This window comes from Asticcacaulis sp. P4_H10 (assembly GCF_056400965.1).
The window spans coordinates 322,036-339,937 of sequence record NZ_JBFUKH010000007.1 but is presented as its reverse complement, the minus strand read 5'-3'; the positions used below and the strand labels follow the sequence as shown (position 1 = coordinate 339,937).

The 17,902-nt window shown below is 64.9% G+C and carries 4 protein-coding genes; 3 read left to right on the top strand and 1 reads right to left on the bottom strand.

Translation table 11 applies throughout. The features are described from left to right. Positions 1 to 51: 51 nt before the first annotated feature. On the bottom strand, positions 52 to 429 hold the full coding sequence (locus AC1DON_RS14620) for a c-type cytochrome (RefSeq protein WP_476935548.1): 378 nt from the start codon (positions 427 to 429) through the stop codon (positions 52 to 54). Between the two features lie 245 nt (positions 430 to 674). Here AC1DON_RS14620 and AC1DON_RS14615 point away from each other — a divergent pair, with 245 nt between their 5' ends. The 3 genes from AC1DON_RS14615 to AC1DON_RS14605 are packed head-to-tail and all read left to right on the top strand — an operon-like array spanning position 675 to position 17,893. Continuing rightward, entirely contained in the window at positions 675 to 2,441 is a 1,767-nt protein-coding gene (locus AC1DON_RS14615) for a ShlB/FhaC/HecB family hemolysin secretion/activation protein (RefSeq protein WP_476935547.1), read from the top strand. A gap of 51 nt (positions 2,442 to 2,492) precedes the next feature. Then, on the top strand, positions 2,493 to 14,711 hold the full coding sequence (locus tag AC1DON_RS14610) for a filamentous hemagglutinin N-terminal domain-containing protein (RefSeq protein ID WP_476935546.1): 12,219 nt from the start codon (positions 2,493 to 2,495) through the stop codon (positions 14,709 to 14,711). Beyond that, complete coding sequence (locus AC1DON_RS14605) at positions 14,711 to 17,893, top strand: CHAT domain-containing protein (protein ID WP_476935545.1); 3,183 nt, start codon at positions 14,711 to 14,713, stop codon at positions 17,891 to 17,893. Before AC1DON_RS14610 ends, AC1DON_RS14605 begins: the two co-directional genes overlap by 1 nt. Positions 17,894 to 17,902 lie beyond the last annotated feature (9 nt).

Here is a 17,902-nt window from a genome sequence, read left to right as displayed (position 1 = left end):
AAAGGCGCCTGCATATCGCAGGCGCCTTTTTCATTAGGTTCGGCGGTCCGATTATTTCAGGGTCTGGATATAGGCCACGATATCGGAGCGGCGCTTGGCATCCTTGATGCCGGCGAAGGGCATCTTGTTGCCCGGCACGGTCTTCTTCGGGTCGGTCAGGAAGGCGTCGAGCTTTTCCGGGGTCCACTTGCCCGCAGTCTTCATGGCGTCGGAGTATTTGAAACCTGCGGACGCGCCGGCGTTCCTGCCGACGACGCCGAACAGGGAAGGGCCGACGCCGTTCTTGTCGGCGACGACCGAATGGCAGGCGCCACACATGGCAAAGGCCTTCTTGCCGGCGACTGCGTCACCGGCGGGATCCGCCAGGGCCGGCTGCGCCAAAGTCAGGGCGGCTGCGGCCGCCAGAAGAACCCGTGTCACTGTGGTCATGTCGATGCCTCGCGCAAAATCTGATGGTAATGAGTACCCAAGGTTATGATCAGCGTCAATGGTGGCGGCTTCATGGCGGGCAAGCATCATGTTACCGCCGCTCAGATAACCAAGTTCATAATTCATTTTGTAATTTCCTAATTTGAGCTTAATGAAGTCGGATTGCATATTGATCATTAAGACTTGGCAATTGTTTTGCAGCCATCCGGGAAAAGAGGCTGTTCGGGACATCCGTGGGGGCGAAAATGCGTCAGAACGACACCAGACATATCCTGAGCCTCGTCTTCGCGGCAGCGGCAATGGCGGGGTGTAATAGTGCCTGGGCGCAAACCCAGCCTTCGGCGCAGTTGCCGACGCGTGAAGAAATCGAAAAGCCGGCCACACCGGCGCCGTTGGCTGCGCCACGCGTCAAGGTCGATCCGGCCAAGGCGTTTGAGCCGGCGCCATGCGCGCTGAGTGACTCTCCCTACCGGGCATCGATCAATTCCGTTGCCTTCGAAGGCCCCGGCGGTGCGGCCCTGGCGCCGGAGATCGCCGAGGTGCTTGAGGGTTTCGCGCCCCTGACCAAGGGTGAGCAGCCGGTCGCCAATGTCTGTGAAATGCGTGACCGCGCCAGCTACCTGCTGCGCAATTCTGGCTATGTCGCGTCGGTGCAGATCCGCGCCCAGGACCTGTCGGGCGGCGAACTGCGGCTGGTGGTCGTCACGGCGCGCATTGCCGAAATCCGCGTCCATGGTGATGCCGGCAAATATCGCGACCTGCTGGATGACCGCATTGCCCAGTTGCAGGCGCTCAATCCGCTCAACCAGTTCGATGCCGAACGCATTCTGCTGCTGATCGGCGACGTGCCGGGGCTTGACGTCAGTCTGTCACTACGATCCGCGGGCACGACGCCGGGCGCGGTCATCGGTGACCTGACCCTGACCTCAATTCCTTACAACGTCATGATCAACGCCCAGAACTACGGCTCGCGCGAAGTTGGTCCCGAAGCCGTCTACGCCCGGACCGAGGTCTACGGCCTGACCGGCCACGGTGACGTCACCTATCTGGGCCTGTCCAGCACGCTCGATCCTCGGGAACAGCAGATCGTCCAGGTAGGTCATTCGATGGCCGTCGGCCGCAGCGGCGCCGTGATTGGCGGCAGCTTCATCACGGCCAGCTCGCGCCCTGGCCTCGACGGCCTGGACTTGCGCACACGCTCGTCGATCGCCGAAGTTGAATTCCGTTTGCCGCTTATCCGGTCGCTGCGCCACAATGTCGGCGTAGCCACGGGTTTCGAGGTCATCGAACAAAAGACGCAGATTCACGGCACGGGGCCGGTCTCCAACCTGAACCTCGACAAGCTGAGCATCGCCTATGCCCGCGTCCAGGGCGAGGTGCGCTATCCGGAGTTTATCTTCGGCGGGGCGCTGCAGGGGCGGGCGGCCCTGGAGCTGCGCAAGGGCACCGAGCTGTTCGACGCGACCGCTGTACCGACGAATAGTCCTGTCTCGTCGAAGAATGGATTTACGCCGTCCCGTTCGGAAGGCAATTCGCAGGCAACGGTCGCCCGTTTTGACGCCGACGCTTCCATCGGCCTTGGCCGCTGGGTGACGCTGGCCGGGACGGTGCGGGGACAATGGGCGGACAATCCACTCCTCAGCTATGAAGAGTTTTCCGTCGGCAACCTGAATATCGGCCGTGGTTACGATCCCGGCGCCAACAGTGGTGACAGCGCCATCGGCCTGCGCGGCGAAATCCGCGCCGGCTGGCCGTCCAATACGTCGTTGAACGGCGAAGTCTTCACCTTCTACGACTCGGTGACTGTGTGGAACCAGGATTCCGGCACGACCGAAAATGGTCGTACCCTGGAATCGTGGGGTGGTGGCTTGCGCGTCTTCCTGCCGGGCCGCCTCGTCTTTGACCTGATGTACGCGCAGCCGCTCGACAAGGCCCTGTCGATCGACAGCAAGGTCGCGGCGGGCCGCGTCATGTTCTCGCTTACCACGCAATTCCTGCCCCGTCCGAACTGACTACGCCAGGTTTAAAGACCAAATCGGCAAAACGCCCTTGGAGTTCACGTCATGAGTGCCCATCAGTCGTCCCAAGCGTTCCGTAATCGCAGGCTTTTGTCAGGTACGACGGCCCTGCTCGTCGTATGGAGCCTGTCCGGCGCCGTGCAGGGGCAGGACCTGCCGACGGGCGGCACGGGGACCGTGGGCGCGCCGACGATTCCGGTGCCGGCGCCCAGCGACACAAACATGACCGTGACGCTGAACGCCGCCGATACGGTAATCGATTGGGCGACATTCAACATCGCTTCGGGCAACGAAGTCCACTTCGACAATAACGGCACTGCGACGGCCATGTCGGTGCTCAACCGCGTGGCGGTCGGCGGCGGCCAGTCGCTCATCGACGGCACGCTGAGCTCGGACAAGAATATCGCCGTGTGGCTGCTCAACCCGAACGGCGTACTGTTCGGCGGCGCATCGACGGTCAATACTGGCTCGTTCTTCGTCTCGACGCTGAACATGACCAATAATGATTTTATCAGCGCGTCTTATAAGCTGAAGGATGGCATCAACAGCATCACCGGCTTGCCCGACGCGACCTGGGTGGCCAACGGCGCGATTACCTTTGGCGGCACCGTCACGGCTGGCGATCTCACCCATCCGGGCGCGGTCGGTGCGGCGGGGCAGATCATTACCGCCAATGGCGGTATGACGGCGACGGACGGCGACATCGCCCTGATCGCTACACGGGATATGACCTTCACCTTCACACCGGGCAGCCCGCTCGGTATCGAGGTCAATGCCGGCACGACGCTGGCGACCGCCAAGGTTACGGTTGGTGCGACCGGCCAGCTGTCGGCGGATTCGATTGTGGTGGCGGGTGCTGCCAATATCACGGACACCCTGCTGGGTGTCGATTCCGGGGCCACGCTCGAAGCCGTCGATGTTGGCGGTCGCATCATCCTGTCGGTCGGCGCCGACGCGGCCTCGGCTACTCACGCTTCGCTGGACTTTACGCCGTCGGGCACGACTTCGGCGGCCGACATCGTTTCGGCCGGGGCACTGACCTCGGGCGGGGATGTGATTATCACGGCGCCGGGCGACGTATCGCAGACCGGCGCCGTCACGGGCGATGCCGACTATCGCGTCACCGGGGCGGCAATCACGCTGGGCGGCGTCCAGGGCGCCAAGGGCGAGGTCGTGATCGATGGCGCCACCTTGTCGGGCTCGGGTACGCTGACATCGAACAGCGACGCGACCGGTACCGAGGCGCTGTCGCTCAAGGCGACCGGCACGATCAACATGACGACGGCGCTGAACGGCGGCACGGCGCGGCAATCGGATGTCGATATCGCTGCGGCCACCCAGGACGTGACGGTCGGCAATATCAGTGCGAAGGCCCTGACAGGCCTGAGCGCCCAGGACGGCGACATCTCGCTGGGTACGGTGTCGGTAACCGACGGCCTGACGATCCGCTCGACCTCAGGGGCAGTGGCGCTTACGGGCATCACGACCGATGACGGCGGCGCAGGCAGCTCCGCTGCCTCGGTACGCGCAGGCACCACCCTGTCGGTCAATGGTCCGGTAGCGGTTGACGGCGATTACACGCTGACGGCGGATGCGGGCGCGGTCACGGTCGGGGGCACGCAAGGCGCCAAAGGGCTGGTGACAGTCACCGGCGTTGGCATTCTCGGTGCCGGCAGCCTGACGGCGAACAGCGATGCGACGGGTACCGAAGCCCTGAGCCTCAGTTCGACGGGTGCGATCAACATGACGACAGCGCTGAATGGTGGCGCCGCGCGCCAGTCGGTCGTTGACATATCTGCGTCCGGACAAAACGTGACGGTTGGCAATATAAGCGCCGACGAGCTGACGGGCCTGAGTGCCCAGGCCGGCGACATCTCGCTGGGCATGGTTTCGGTGACCGATGGCCTGACGATCCGCTCGACCTCGGGGTCTACTTCGCTTACGGGCATCACGACCGACGACGGCGGCGCCGGCAGCTCAAACGCCTCCGTGCGTGCGAACACGACACTTTCAGTCAATGGCCCTGTATCGGTCGATGGCGATTACACGCTGACGGCAGACACCAGCACGGTTACGGTCGGTGGCACGCAAGGCGCCAAGGGGCTGGTGACAGTGACTGGCGTCGGCATCCTCGGGTCCGGCAGCCTGACGTCGAACAGCGACGCCACCGGCACGGAGGCGCTGACACTCAATTCGACCGGCACCGTCAATATGACGACGGCGCTCAATGGCGGTACCACCAGCCAGTCAGATGTTGCCGTCTCGGCAGCCAGCCAGAATGTCACCCTGGGTAATGTTACGGCTCTCAATCTCACCGGTCTGAGCGCCCAGGCGGGCAATATCGCGCTCGGCATGGTGGCGGTGAAGGGCGATCTCAGCCTGCGCTCGACGAGCGGCAGCCTGTCAGCCACGGCGATAACGGCGGACGACGGCGTCTCCGGTGGGGCGGTGGCCGATGCGATCCTCCGTGCACAGACGACCCTGGTGGTCAGCGGCAATGTCTCTGTCGAAGGCGATTACTCGGCGACCGCCGATACCAACCGGGTGACGCTCGGCGGTACGCAGGGCGCCAATGGCAAGGTGACGGTCCAGGGCGCGACAGCGACCTTCAACGGCCTGGCGCTGACCGCCAACAAGAGCGACGCCCTGACGACTGGCGATGCCGCAGGTGCGTTGAGTGTCACCGCGACTGGCGGGATCACGCTTACCGGCAGCACCACCACGATCAAGGGCGGTGCGACGACCGGCCACTTTACCGATGTCTCGATCGATGGCGCGTCGTCGGGCACGGGTAATGTCTCGATTGCCGGCAACGCCGTCAAGCTGAGCGCGATGACCACGACCGGCAATATCGATGTTGCGGCTGTCACCAGCATCGCCGGGGTCACGGCGACCGCGCCCGACCTGAAGGCAACCGGCGCCGACACCTCCGTCAAGGCAAGGGCGGGCACGACGCTTACGCTTGGCGACGTCGAGGCCGGCGACGGGACGGGCACGACGCCGCCATCCCCGCAGATCGATCTGGACGGTACCTCCATTACCGCCGGCGTGGTCAATGCCAGGGATGGCGCTGCCGACCTGCACGCCAGCGACGGTGATGTCACGGCGACCTCTATCGCTGCCAAGGGCACCGCTACGATCCAGGCGGATGCCGCGATCGTCTCGTCTGCCAATATTCGCATCGACAGCGTGACGACAACGGACGGAGACATCGCCCTGACGGCGAATACCGGCGACATCACCGGCAAGCTGTCGTCGGCGCGCCTGTCCGCGACGGCGGGTGGCGAGAGCTCGAAGCTTACGGTGTCGGCGACGACCGGCAAGGCCAATCTCGGCACGCTGGGTGCGGGCACGGGCACCGCCGCGTCTTCAGTGGCCGATCAGGTCAGTGTTACCGCCGAGGAGATCGACGTCACATCGGCCACCGCCAGCGACGGCGATGTCACACTCACCACGCAGGTCGCGACCGGCACAACGATCACGGTCGGTTCGGCCGATGCCCAGCGCCACGTCGATATTGACGCCAAGACGACGGCGACCGCCGGCGCCCTGATCAGCCGTACGGGCGATGTCACCGTTGCGGCTGTGGGGGCGGCGACCGTGACGGGCAATGTCACTTCTGGTGCCAATTCCGGCGCGACCGGCAATTATAATGTCACCGGCAGCACGATCCAGCTGGGCGCTAACGCGACGACCCGGACGCAGCAGGCGCGTGGCCTGGTCCGCATCCAGGCCACCGGCGATATTGAAGGCCGTGGCACACTGACCCTGACGGCGGATTCCAACAATTCCGGTCAGGAACCCCTGCTGCTGGAAAGCACTGGCGGCACGATCAATTTTGCTTCGACCAGCCTGCTTAGGGGCGGCACCGGCCGCCACAGCAAGGTCGGCATCTTCATGGGCGATGCGACCAAGGACCTGACCCTGGGCGGTGTCCAGGCGCGCGGTCTCTACAAGCTGGCTGGCACCGGTGGCGCCGAAGCTTTCCTGACAAATCTCAACCACTCCGGCAATGTGACGCTGGGTGACACGTCGCTGCGCAATACCCTGTCGATCACCACGACGGGAACGATCAGTGCGCTGAGCAAGATCGTCGTCAGTGGCACGGGGCAGGGCTTGTTCCTGGATGGCACGGGCATTACGGCCAATGGCGACCTGGCAGCGCAGGGGAATGTCGACCTGAACGCCAACACGATTTCCGCCACCAATATCTACAGTAATCGCAATATCGAGACCTCGGGCAACAGCCTCGATGCCGACCTGTTGCAGGCCTTGGGCGATGTCACCGACACCAGCCTGCTGGGTACGGTCACGGCCATCACCGCCGGAACGGCGGCGCCATCGCCCTATACGGCCGATGTCGATGCCGACACGGGCGCGGGTGGCGGCGTTGTCACCGATTGCTGCGACGCGACACCGGCGGCGCCGGGCGCTGTCGCCGGTTCGGGCGACATCATTCTCAACAAACAGGTTGTCGATGTTGGTACGCTCATTGCGGCGCGCGACATCTCAGTGACCTCGACGGTCGGTACGGTGACGATCGCGACCAGTGGCACGGCCGGCCGCGACGCCACGGTGGCAGCCGAGACCTCGGCGGATATCGGCACGCTGGAAGCGAGCAGCCGCAATCTGAGTGTAACGGCGGGCGACACCGTTTCCGTGACCGATGGCGGAATCGCACTGACAACGGGGATCGCTGGTCAGGACGCAACGCTCAGTGCACGGAATGGCGACATCAAGGCCGGCACGGTGACCGCTGATCGCCATGTGCAGATCGAAAACACCGATCGTGGCGGCACAACGGGCGATATCGAAATCGCCACCGCTGCCCGGGCGTCCAACAGCAATACGGTCGACGGCAATGCGACGGTCAAGTCGGTAGACGATATCCGCCTGGAGGAAGTGTCAGCCAAGCGCGGCAATGTCACCGTAACGGCGGCAAAAGATATTACCGGCAATGCCACGACCGGTACGCCGACTTCGATCGACGACTATGGCCGGGGCGATGTCACCTCGGGCGTGTCGGGCAATGCGGCGACCAAGGACAAGACCATCCTGGTTGAGAGCACCGGTGGACGGGTCAAGCTGGCGGCCATCACGGCGGGCGACGGGCCCGCAACCGCCTCTACGGGCGTGACGCAGATTACGGTGACGGCGCAGGGTGTCGACCTGACCTCGGTGAATGCGCGCGATGGCGGCGTGGAGTTGACAGCAAATCTTGCCGGTAATGACCTGTCGGTTGGCGCGGTCACGGCGGCGGATGATATCTATCTGGAATCGGTCCGCAATCTTCGCACCAATACGGTTACCTCTGCCGCCGGCGATATCCGGGTAACGGCCGATAGCGGCGATATCAGTGGCACCGGCGGTGGATCGACGGCGGCGGCGATCACCGCATCGGGGGAATCGAAGTCGATCACGGTCAGTGCGGTCAATGGCACTGCGCGCCTCGGCAATCTGACGGCAGGTTCGGGCAGCGTCTCGGCAACTGTGACGCCAGACCAGGTCAAGGTCACGGCCGAGACCATCAATTTCGGCACCGCCAAGGCGTGGGCCAGGGACGGAGGACTGACTCTGTCGGCTACCGCCGGCGATGTGACGCTCGGCACAGGCGAGGCACGTTCGGGCGCTGCGGTCACGGCATCGGATAATGTTCGTCTTGGCGGGCTGACGGCTCATGAAGATGATGCGGTCGTCCAGGCGACCGGCGGTGACGTGACGGGCATACCGCTTGGTACGACACCGGAAACCTTCGGTCACGCCACTGCGGTGGCTGGCAATGACATCCAAGTGACGTCAGGTGGCGTGAGCCAGCTCGATGTCCTGACTGCCGGACGGAACATCCAAGTCGCAGCTACCGGCAATGCCGAGGTTATCGGCAATGTGACGGCGGGCAGCACCGTGTCCGGCGGTGGGTATGACGTACGCGGACAATCGGTCACGCTGGGTAAATCAACCGCCGGCGCGGTCAACCAGAAGGCCACGGGTCTTGTCCGTGTGGCCGCGTCCAGCGGCAACGTCGCGGGCCGTGGCGACCTGACTCTGACGTCTGACGGCGATGGTTCGGCGCCGCACGGCGCACCGGTCCTGCTGGAAGCAGCCAGTGGTGTGGTGGCGTTCGGCGCGGGCACGACGGTGCAGGGCGGTCCGAACCGCACCGGGCGCCTCGGCATCCGGGTGGCTGCCGGGCAGACCGTCACCATGGGCACGGTCAATGCCCGCGCCATCGATGGCCTGGGCGGCACGGTCGGCAGCGAGACCTTTACGGTGGGCCTGAACACGACGGCCGATATCAGCTTTGGCACGGTGTTTGTCCGCAATGGCCTGTCGCTGACCACGACCGGCGGCAATATCACGACCGGCGGGATTACCGTCAGCGGGGCAGCGCAAGGCGCGAAACTGACCGCGTCGGGTGCGACCAAGGACATCACGGTCAGCGGCGATCTGTCCGCTCAGGGCGACGTGGTCCTTAATGCTGGCCGCGATATCGCGCTGGCCGGTTCGCGCAGCCAGGCCGGCAATGTCGATCTGACCAGCGGCCGCAACATTACCGGTGACGACCTGGGCGCGGCGGGCAAGGTGGCGCAGGTCGCCACCGGCAATGTGACCTTTACGACGCTGGTCAGCGGTGTGACGGGTCCGGCTAGCCCTGACGCCAGCGATCCGGGCGCGGGTGCCGCGGCGGGCGTGGCCGGGACTCTGGCCCTGCCGACGGGATCCGCTGCCGCGACCCCGGCCGGCGATACGGCGCCCTTGGCCGCCAACAGCCATATCTCGGTCGATGCTAACACCATCGCCCTCGGCAGCGCGGTTGCAGCCAGAAACCTGACTCTGGCGTCAAGGACAAATGTCCGGGTAGATACGGCGACCGCCACCGGTGGCGCGGTGTCGATTGTAGCAGATGCGGGTGATGTCAGTGGGCGGACGATTGCTCCGGCGGGCGATTCGCGCTTGCTGGACGGTTTCGGCCGTACACAGATTACAGCCGGTGGCCACGGCCAGACGATCACGGTCACTGCCACGACCGGTAATGTCCAGACCGGTGCGGTAACAGCCGGCGATGGGGCCGGTGCTGCGGTAGGGGATCAGATCACGCTGACCGCCGGCAGGGCGATCGATGCCAACGTCGCGGGCGGCATTGAGGCTAAGGACGGCAATGTCACCATTCTGGCCAAGGACGGCGGCATTACCACCAAGACGGTCAAGGCGCGCAAAAATGCCAAGCTGACGACGCAGAAGATCGCCGCTTCGAGCACCAATCTGGTGGCCGACAGCGTGACGACGACGGACGGCAAGATCGAGCTGGCTTCGGCTGGGACGATCGGCGGGACGTCTGGCGGCCGCACGGACCTGACGGCCGCTGGCGCGGGATCGACCATCGCGGCCACGGCATCCGGCAATGCGTTGCTCGGTGATGTGTTGGCCGGCAGCGGCACGCTCAGCCCGGCGCTGACGGGCGACGGTGTGTCCATCACCGCTGCGGATATTGACGCGGAAACAGTGGAGGCCAAGGACGGCGGCGTCACCTTGACCGCGACGGGCGCCGACGTTACGGCAACTTCCGTCACCGGATCGACCTATGCCGAAATCTCGGCGGAGGGTGCGGTGACGGCGGATCTCGTCAAGGCGACCAGCCAGCAGATCGGCGTTGAAGCTATCACCGGCGATATCACGATCGCGGCCGGCAATGCCGGCACGGGCGTGACCTTGCTGGCCGACGGCAATGTGCGCACTGACGGCCTGACGTCGGCTGGCGGCAATGTCAGCGTGACGGCGAGCAATGGCGATGTGTCGGGCCTTGCGCTGAGCCCGGCGGCCACCGATGGGCGCCTGCTGAGCGGTTTCAATCGTGCCGACATGACGGCCTCTGGTGATATCGACGTGCTGGGCGGAGACGTGCAGCTCGGTACAGTCGATGCCGGTTCGGCACTGACCGTGACGGCGAGCAAGGGCGTGGATGTGACGGGTGCGGTGTCCGTGGCTGCGGCCAGCATTACAGCCAGTCAGACGGCTATGGTCGGGGTGGTCGAGAGCACGGGTTCGGACGTTTTGGTTAAAGGCCAAGCGGCGAACGTCACGACAGCGGATGCCGGCGGTAAGCTGACGGTCGAAGCCACGGCGGGAAGTGCCACGCTCGGCACCGGCACTTCGGTAGGTTCGGCGGATGTCAAGGCAAGCGCGGATGCGACCATTCTGACGTCGCTGATCGCAGGCGGGGCGGTGTCGCTGAATGCCGGCGGTGTGGCCAGGGCTGCGCGTATCGACAGCACGGGCGCCAATGTCGCCATCAAGGGCGCGTCGGTTGAGGTGACCCAGACGGCGGCGAAGACGACGCTGGCGATCGAGGCCACGGGCGGTGATATCGACCTGGGTACGGGTACGGCCGACGGTGCAGCGACCCTGACAGCCACCGGCAACGCTGATGTGACCTCGCTCGTTTCCGATGGTTCGGCTAGCATTATGGCCGGTCAGACGGCGGCAATCACTTCCGTCGAAAGCACGGGCTCGGACATTTCGGTTAAGGGCCAGGTGGCAAACGTCACGACTGCGGATGCAGGCGGCAAGCTGACGGTCGAGGCGACGGCGGGCAATGCCACGCTTGATACCGGTACTTCGGTAGGTTCGGCGAACGTCAAGGCAAGCGCGGATGCGATTGTATTGACGTCGCTGATCGCCGGTGGCGCGGCGTCGTTGAATGCCGGCGGGGTAGCGAAGGCTGCGCGTATCGACAGCACGGGCGCCAGCGTCACCATCAAGGGCGCTTCGGTTGAGGTGACCCAGACGGCGGCGAAGACGACGCTGACCGTCGAGGCCACGGGCGGTGATATCGACCTCGGCACGGGCACGACTGATAGTGCCGCAACCCTGACGGCGAGTGGCAGTGCTGATGTTACTTCGCTGGTCTCGGGCGGTGCGGCCAGCATTACGTCTGGTCAGACGGCGACTGTGGCTTTGGTGGAGAGCACCGGTTCAGACGTTTCGGTCACGGGCGGGACTGTGAATGTCACATCCGCCAAGGTGAGCAAAAAGCTTGCAATCGAAGCGACGGCGGGTAACGCCACGCTCGGTACCGGTACGGCCGGTGAAACCGCGGATATAAAGGCAAGCGCGGATGCGGCCATTACGACCTCGCTGATCGCAGCCGGAGCGGCATCTCTCGATGCCGGCGGTGCGGCAAGAGCGGCACGTATCGACAGCACGGCGGCCAATGTCGCCATCAAGGGCGCGTCGGCCGACATAACCCAGACGGCTGCCAAGACGTCTCTCGCCGTTCAGGCCACGACGGGTGACCTCACGCTCGGTACGGGCTCAGCGGTGACGACAGCGACGCTGACGGCGAGTGGCAATGCAGATGTTATCACGCTCGTTTCCGGCGGAGCAGCTACCGTCGACGCGGGCCAGGTGGCGACGATCGCTTTAATCGAAAGCACGGGCTCGGATGTCTCTGTCAAGGCGCAGGCGACGAATGTCAGCCTGGCCAAGACGGGCGGCAATCTGATGGTCGAAGCGACGGCTGGCAATGTCGTTCTGGGCACTGGCGCCTCGGTGGGTACGGCGAGCCTGGTAGCGAGCGGCAATGTTGACGTTACCTCTTTGGTTTCCGGTGGCGCTGCTGGCGTGACGGCGAGTGAGACAGTGACGATTGCCTCGGTCGAAAGCACAGGTTCAGACGTCTCGGTCAAGGGCCGGACTGTCAATGTGACGACGGCGAAGGCCAAGGCCAAGCTGGCAATCGCGGCCACTGCCGGCAATGCTACGCTCGGTACCGGCGCGGCGGGTGGAACCGCCGAGATTAAGGCCAGTGGTGATGCGACCGTACTGACGTCATTGATCGCCGATGGCGCAGCAACCCTGAATGCCGATGGTGTGGCCAAGGCAGCGCGGATCGACAGCACGGGGGCCAATGTCGCCGTCAAGGGCACAACGGCAGACGTAGCCCAGACTGCGGCCAAGACGACGCTGACGATCGAGACGACGAGTGGTGATCTCAAACTGGGCGCGGGTTCGGCGGGGAATACAGCGACCCTGACCGCCAGCGGAAACGCCGACATCACGTCCCTCGTTGCGGGTGATGCTGCCAGCGTCACGGCGGGTCAGACGGCGACGATTGCCTCGGTCGAAAGCACAGGTTCTGACATCTCGGTCAAGGGCGGAACTGTCAATGTGACGACAGCCAAGGCCGGCGGTGAACTGGCGGTTGAGGCTACTGCCGGTAATGCCACGCTCGGCACCGGCACGACCGGCGGCACCGGCGATGTCAAAGCCAGCGGCGACGCTACGATTACCGCATCGCTGATCGCTGGGGGCGCTGCAACGCTCAATGCTGGCGGTGCAGCCAAGGCCGCACGAACCGACAGTACGGGCGCCAATGTCACCATAAAGGGGGCATCGGTCGATGTCACCCAGACTGCGGCCAAGACAACGCTGGTGGCCGAGGCCGCGAACGGCAATCTCAAACTCGGGGCAGGGCAGGCGGGCACGACAGCGACCCTGACCGCTACGGGCAATGTCGATGCGACAACCCTGAACGCCGGCGGCACTGTTGGCGTGACTGCCGGTCAGATTGCGACCGTGGGGTCGGCCGACAGCACGGGCGCCGACCTGGCCGTCAAGGGTCAGGCCGTCGTCGTCACGACAGCCAAGGCTGGCGGCAAGCTGGCAGTTGAGGCTACTGCCGGTAATGCCACGCTCGGCAGCGGCGACGCCGTTGGGACCGGCGAGGTCAGGGCCAGCGGCAACGCGACCATTCAGGTGTACCTGCGTGGCGGCGGCACAGCGACGGTCACGGCAGCGGGTACGGCGCAGGTCGCCGAGGTCCGCAGCACGGGCGGCGACGTCCTGGTTACAGGCACCAGCATCTCGACGACAACAGCCAATGCAGGCGGCGTGCTGAAACTGTCGGCCAGCTCCGGCGGTGTTATGCTTGGCACCGGGATGGCCGCAGGCTCCGCAACGTTGGAGACGACGGGCACGACCGGCGACGTTTCCGTTACCGGCGGCCTGACGGCCAAGGGCGTGATGGTCAAGTCGGCTGGCAGTGCCCAGCTAGCGGCAACGACCAGTACCGGCGACGTCAGCGTCACGGCGGCGAACGCCATCCAGACCCAGGGCATTTCGGCGGCCGGACAGGCCGTCAAGCTCGAGGCCTCGGATGCCGATATTGCGGGGGATATCACCGCCAAGACGATCAGCGTCGCTGCCCGCCGCACCCTGCGCCTGGGCAGCAATTCCTCCGGCAGCGGTGGCTTCGACCTGAGCGAAACTGAAGTCAACCGCCTGAAAGCATCGGGCGCTGGCAGCGTGGTCGCGCTCGATGCGGGAACGCACGACGTCGCTATCGGCGATCTCAACTGGACCCTGACTGATCCCGGCACGACCGCTGCCATCTTTACGACAGCGCGTGTCGATCTGACCGGACGTGTGTCTACCGACGGCACGGGAACGGCCAGCGCATCGACGCCTGCGCGCACGCTTATCCTCGGCGGCTCGGCTACCGATGCGACGGCGATAGCCTCTGTCATCCGGATCGAGTCCACGGCCGCGGCGGGCGGACGCATCGATGTCGGCGGCGCGACGCTCGACCTGCGCGGTGGCGCGATTGCTGTCGGTCAGGCTGACGGCTTCCTCGACGATCTCGGCGTCAATACCGGTGCGACACCACTCGACGGCGACACGGTCGCGGCCAGCTATGTCAACCAGCCGAGCTCGACTCTCTATCGCAGCCGTCTGCCCTACAGTGAGCCCGTTCTGGTTCGTGCCGGCAGCATCAAGCTGAAGTACAAGACCTTCGCCCTGTTCCAGAATACCGGTCAGGGTCCCGCCAATACCGGCACCGAAATTGGCACGGCGACGGTTCCGGGCTCGGTGGATATCGATCCGGTCTCGCCGCCGAACGCCTTTGCCATGTTCGGCAAGGTCAACGACGTCATCGGCTCGGCGTCGGCTTTGCTCGGCCAGAATGTCATCAGGGTCGGCGCCGGCGCGTCGGTCCAGAACACGCGCATCAACGGGTGTGTGATTGGCGCGGCGACGGCCTGTCTGTCGTCCTCGCTGGTTCAGCCGCCGCTGGCCGTCTTCGACAACTCGACCATGACCATATTGACGGCCGCGCCACCCGACCTGTCGTTCGACTCGGTGCTGAGCAGCAATAACGAGGCCCTGTTCTCGGATATTGCTGCGCCGGCGTCGGCGATGTCGGATGAAGCAAGCTGCGATCCGGCCGTCAGTCAGTGCCCGGCCGCGTCCGAAAAGGGAACGCAATAATGATCGGCGTATTTCGCAAATCCATGATGGCAGGTCTTGTCGCGGGTCTGGTGACAGCCCTGGCTTCGGCAGCGGCCGTCGCCGCCCCGCACGCTGCCGGCCCCGTACCTGATAGCTTCCTGCTGGGCAGGGATGCCACCGGTGAGCCGTGCAGCGCCAGCCGGACCTGGAACGATCCGCGCGGCAGCCGCTATGACCGGACATACGCCATCACCTGCCGGGGTGCGGCTGCCGGCCGATCCTACGGTACCCTGGTCGTGGTCGACGCTGGTTATCCGTGGTCGGACGATGGTTGCGCAGAAGCCCGCAAGGTCGAGGTCGACAAGATTGGCACTGTCGCCGCGCGTCAGTGCTTCGACGCCAAGTCACGCACGCCGATGGTGTCAGCCAGCTTTAAAAAGGGCAAGTACATCTATCGCGGGGAGGCCGTCTTCACGGCGGCGGGCCCAATGGAAGCGGGTCTGCGCACCCTGACCGGTGAGGACCGGATTAGCGACCGCTACGCTGATACCAAGGCGGCCATCGTGGCCGCCGATTTGCCGGCTGTGAGCACACCTGCCGCGACGCCGGCCTCCGAGCCGGTGCGCGAGGCCTTCTTGCCCGATGTCATTCTTGGCAACGGTATCCTGCTCAATCAGCAGGGCGCATATGTCGAAGCCTCCCGGCTGCTGAACGGCGGCTTGAGCCGCCTGACGCCCGAAACCTCGGTCATCACGCGTGCAGAATTCTATCTAGAGGCCGGCATCGCCGATTCCAATATTGGCCAGACCGGGGCCGCCGACGCGCATTTTGCTGAGGCACGCAAGCAGCTGGCGCCGGCGGAAGGCGGCCAGGTCAGCGCCTATCTGATGCGGAAGCTCTCGACCTATGAGGCGCTCGACGCCAATAACCGCCGCCAATGGCGCAAAGCGCTCGACGCGCTGGAGGCGGGTGAAAGCGCCGCCAATCCGCTCACGGACATGGCGACGATCAGCGCGCTCAACCAGCCGGCCAGTGGCACTGCCAATACGGCCGGCGCCGTCGCCGACCGAGGCGAACTGTCCGGCCGTTTGCTCGAAGCGCAGCGTAGCTGGGCGGCCAGTATCGCCTGGCTGGGCGTACGCGACGTGAAGAAGAGTTCCGACGCACTCGACCAGGCCGTCGCCTATACAGAAATGCTGCAACGCAGCGTACGGGCGGATTCGCTGCTTGGCATCAAGGCGCGTATCGAGCGTCAGAATGGCCGGATCCAGGCTTTCCGCAACAAGCCGCGTGAAGCCGTCAGGAGCTTCGATTGCGCCCTGGCCCTGTTGCAGGGCGTTGTGCTGGCGGACAGTAGCGAGTGCCGTTTTGATGCGCGCCCCAGCGCAGCCGTGCTGGCGGTGACCGGCTCGACCACCTTCTCCGGCCCGATTATCGCCGATATCCAGATGGAGCGTGCCAGCCTGCTCAGCCGTGACCGTGCGGTCGACCGCGACGAGGTCATCAAGGCCTACTCGACCTCGATTGACGCCCTGTTGGCGACGCGCGACCTCGGCGCCCGTCCGCCGGCGGAGCTGCAACCCTACTTCGACATCCTCGTGGAACGCGCCGCCAGTGGCCGTTCGCCCGAAGCCGTCGAGCTCTATTTCAAGGCTATCCAGTCGGTTGGCGAACCGGCTGTCGCCCGCCAGATGGCACAGCTGCGCGACGTTGTCACCGGCAACAGCGCCATCGCCGCCAAGGTCAAGGACCGCAACGAACTGGAACGCCGCGTCATTCAGCTGCGCTATCAGATTTCCAGCAGCGGCACCCTGGATGACGCCGCGCGCGGGGCTCTGGAAACACAGCGTAACGATGCCGAAAACCGGCTGCTCGAAGTCAATGCCGAGCTAACCAACGACCCGCAGTTCAAGCTGGTCGACGACCAGCTGGTCCGCGCCGCCGAGGTGCAGGGCGTGCTGAAGTCGGGTGAATACTTCCTCAAGATCACCCAGCTCAAGACGCGCAGCTACGCCATCGTGCTCAGCCCGCGCCGCGCCTGGCTGTTCCGCATCGGCGCGACCTCCGACCAGCTGTCGGCGATCGCCAAGCGTGTCCGCGCCTCGATCCGCGATGACAGCGGCAAGGTCCCGTTCTTCGACGTTTCGGCCTCCTACGCCATGTTCAGCCTGGTAGCCGGGCCGGCGGCGTCGGAACTGCGCCTGGCGCGCTCGATTATCGTTGATCCGTCAGGGCCGCTTGAAAACCTGCCGGCCAGCGTGCTGGTGACCAGCGCCGACAGCGTCAAGCGCTACGTCGAAAACCGCGCTGTGGACCCTTACGACTACAGCCATGTCGACTTCATCGCCTATCGTTCGGACGTCTACTACGCGCTGTCGCCACGCTCACTGCTGGTGTCGCGCAGCCTGACGCCGTCGCGCGCCAGCAAGCCTTTCATTGGCTTCGGCGAAAACGCGCCGCCGCCCGATGTCGCCGCCTTCCAGGGCCGCAAGCTCGAAATCGGCGGCTGCCAGATGGAGTATAGTGACTTCTTCAACGCGATCGCCAGCAACAAGCCGGTGAGTGCCCGCGAAATCTCGCTGGCGGCCAGGGCCATGGGGCTGCACGACGTGCCCGAAGTGACAGGTGCGGAATTCAGCGATACTGGCCTGCTCAAGGCCAGCGACCAGGGCACCTACGAACAGTACCAGGTCGTGCATTTCGCCACCCACGGTATTCCGGAAAGCGAACTGGGCTGTTCGCGCATCCCGCCGTCGCTGATCACCAGCGTTGCGATGCCGGAGCCAGGCGCCGGAGCGGTCTCCGATGGCTTCCTGACCTTCCCGGAAGTGGCGCAACTGCGCTTCGACGCCAATCTCGTCGTCCTGTCGGCCTGCGACACGGCGGCCGGCGTCAGCGGCGAGCTTGGCCGTCTGTCGGGCCAGGACGAATCGTCGGCGACGCTCGACGGCCTGGTGCGCGCCTTCATCACGGCGCGGGCGCGGGCGGTCATGGCGACCTACTGGAACGTTCCGGCATCCGCCGAAACCGACCAGCTGATCGAAACCTTCTATTCGAGCGGCCGGATCTACGGCATGTCGGCGGCACTGCGCACTGCGCAGACGCGCCTGATCGGACAACCCCGTTATTCACATCCGTATTATTGGGGCGCTTATGTCTTGATTGGCGACGGAACCAAGTCCATGCTGAGCCCGAAGGAATTGCAGACGGCTTCGCGCTAAGTGCTTTCG

What these genes read in the sequence shown, in the direction of transcription:
- AC1DON_RS14620 (WP_476935548.1), bottom strand. Translation starts at nt 429, where the DNA reads ATGACCACAGTGACACGGGTTCTTCTGGCGGCCGCAGCCGCCCTGACT.
- AC1DON_RS14615 (WP_476935547.1), top strand. Translation starts at nt 675, where the DNA reads ATGCGTCAGAACGACACCAGACATATCCTGAGCCTCGTCTTCGCGGCA.
- AC1DON_RS14610 (WP_476935546.1), top strand. Translation starts at nt 2,493, where the DNA reads ATGAGTGCCCATCAGTCGTCCCAAGCGTTCCGTAATCGCAGGCTTTTG.
- AC1DON_RS14605 (WP_476935545.1), top strand. Translation starts at nt 14,711, where the DNA reads ATGATCGGCGTATTTCGCAAATCCATGATGGCAGGTCTTGTCGCGGGT.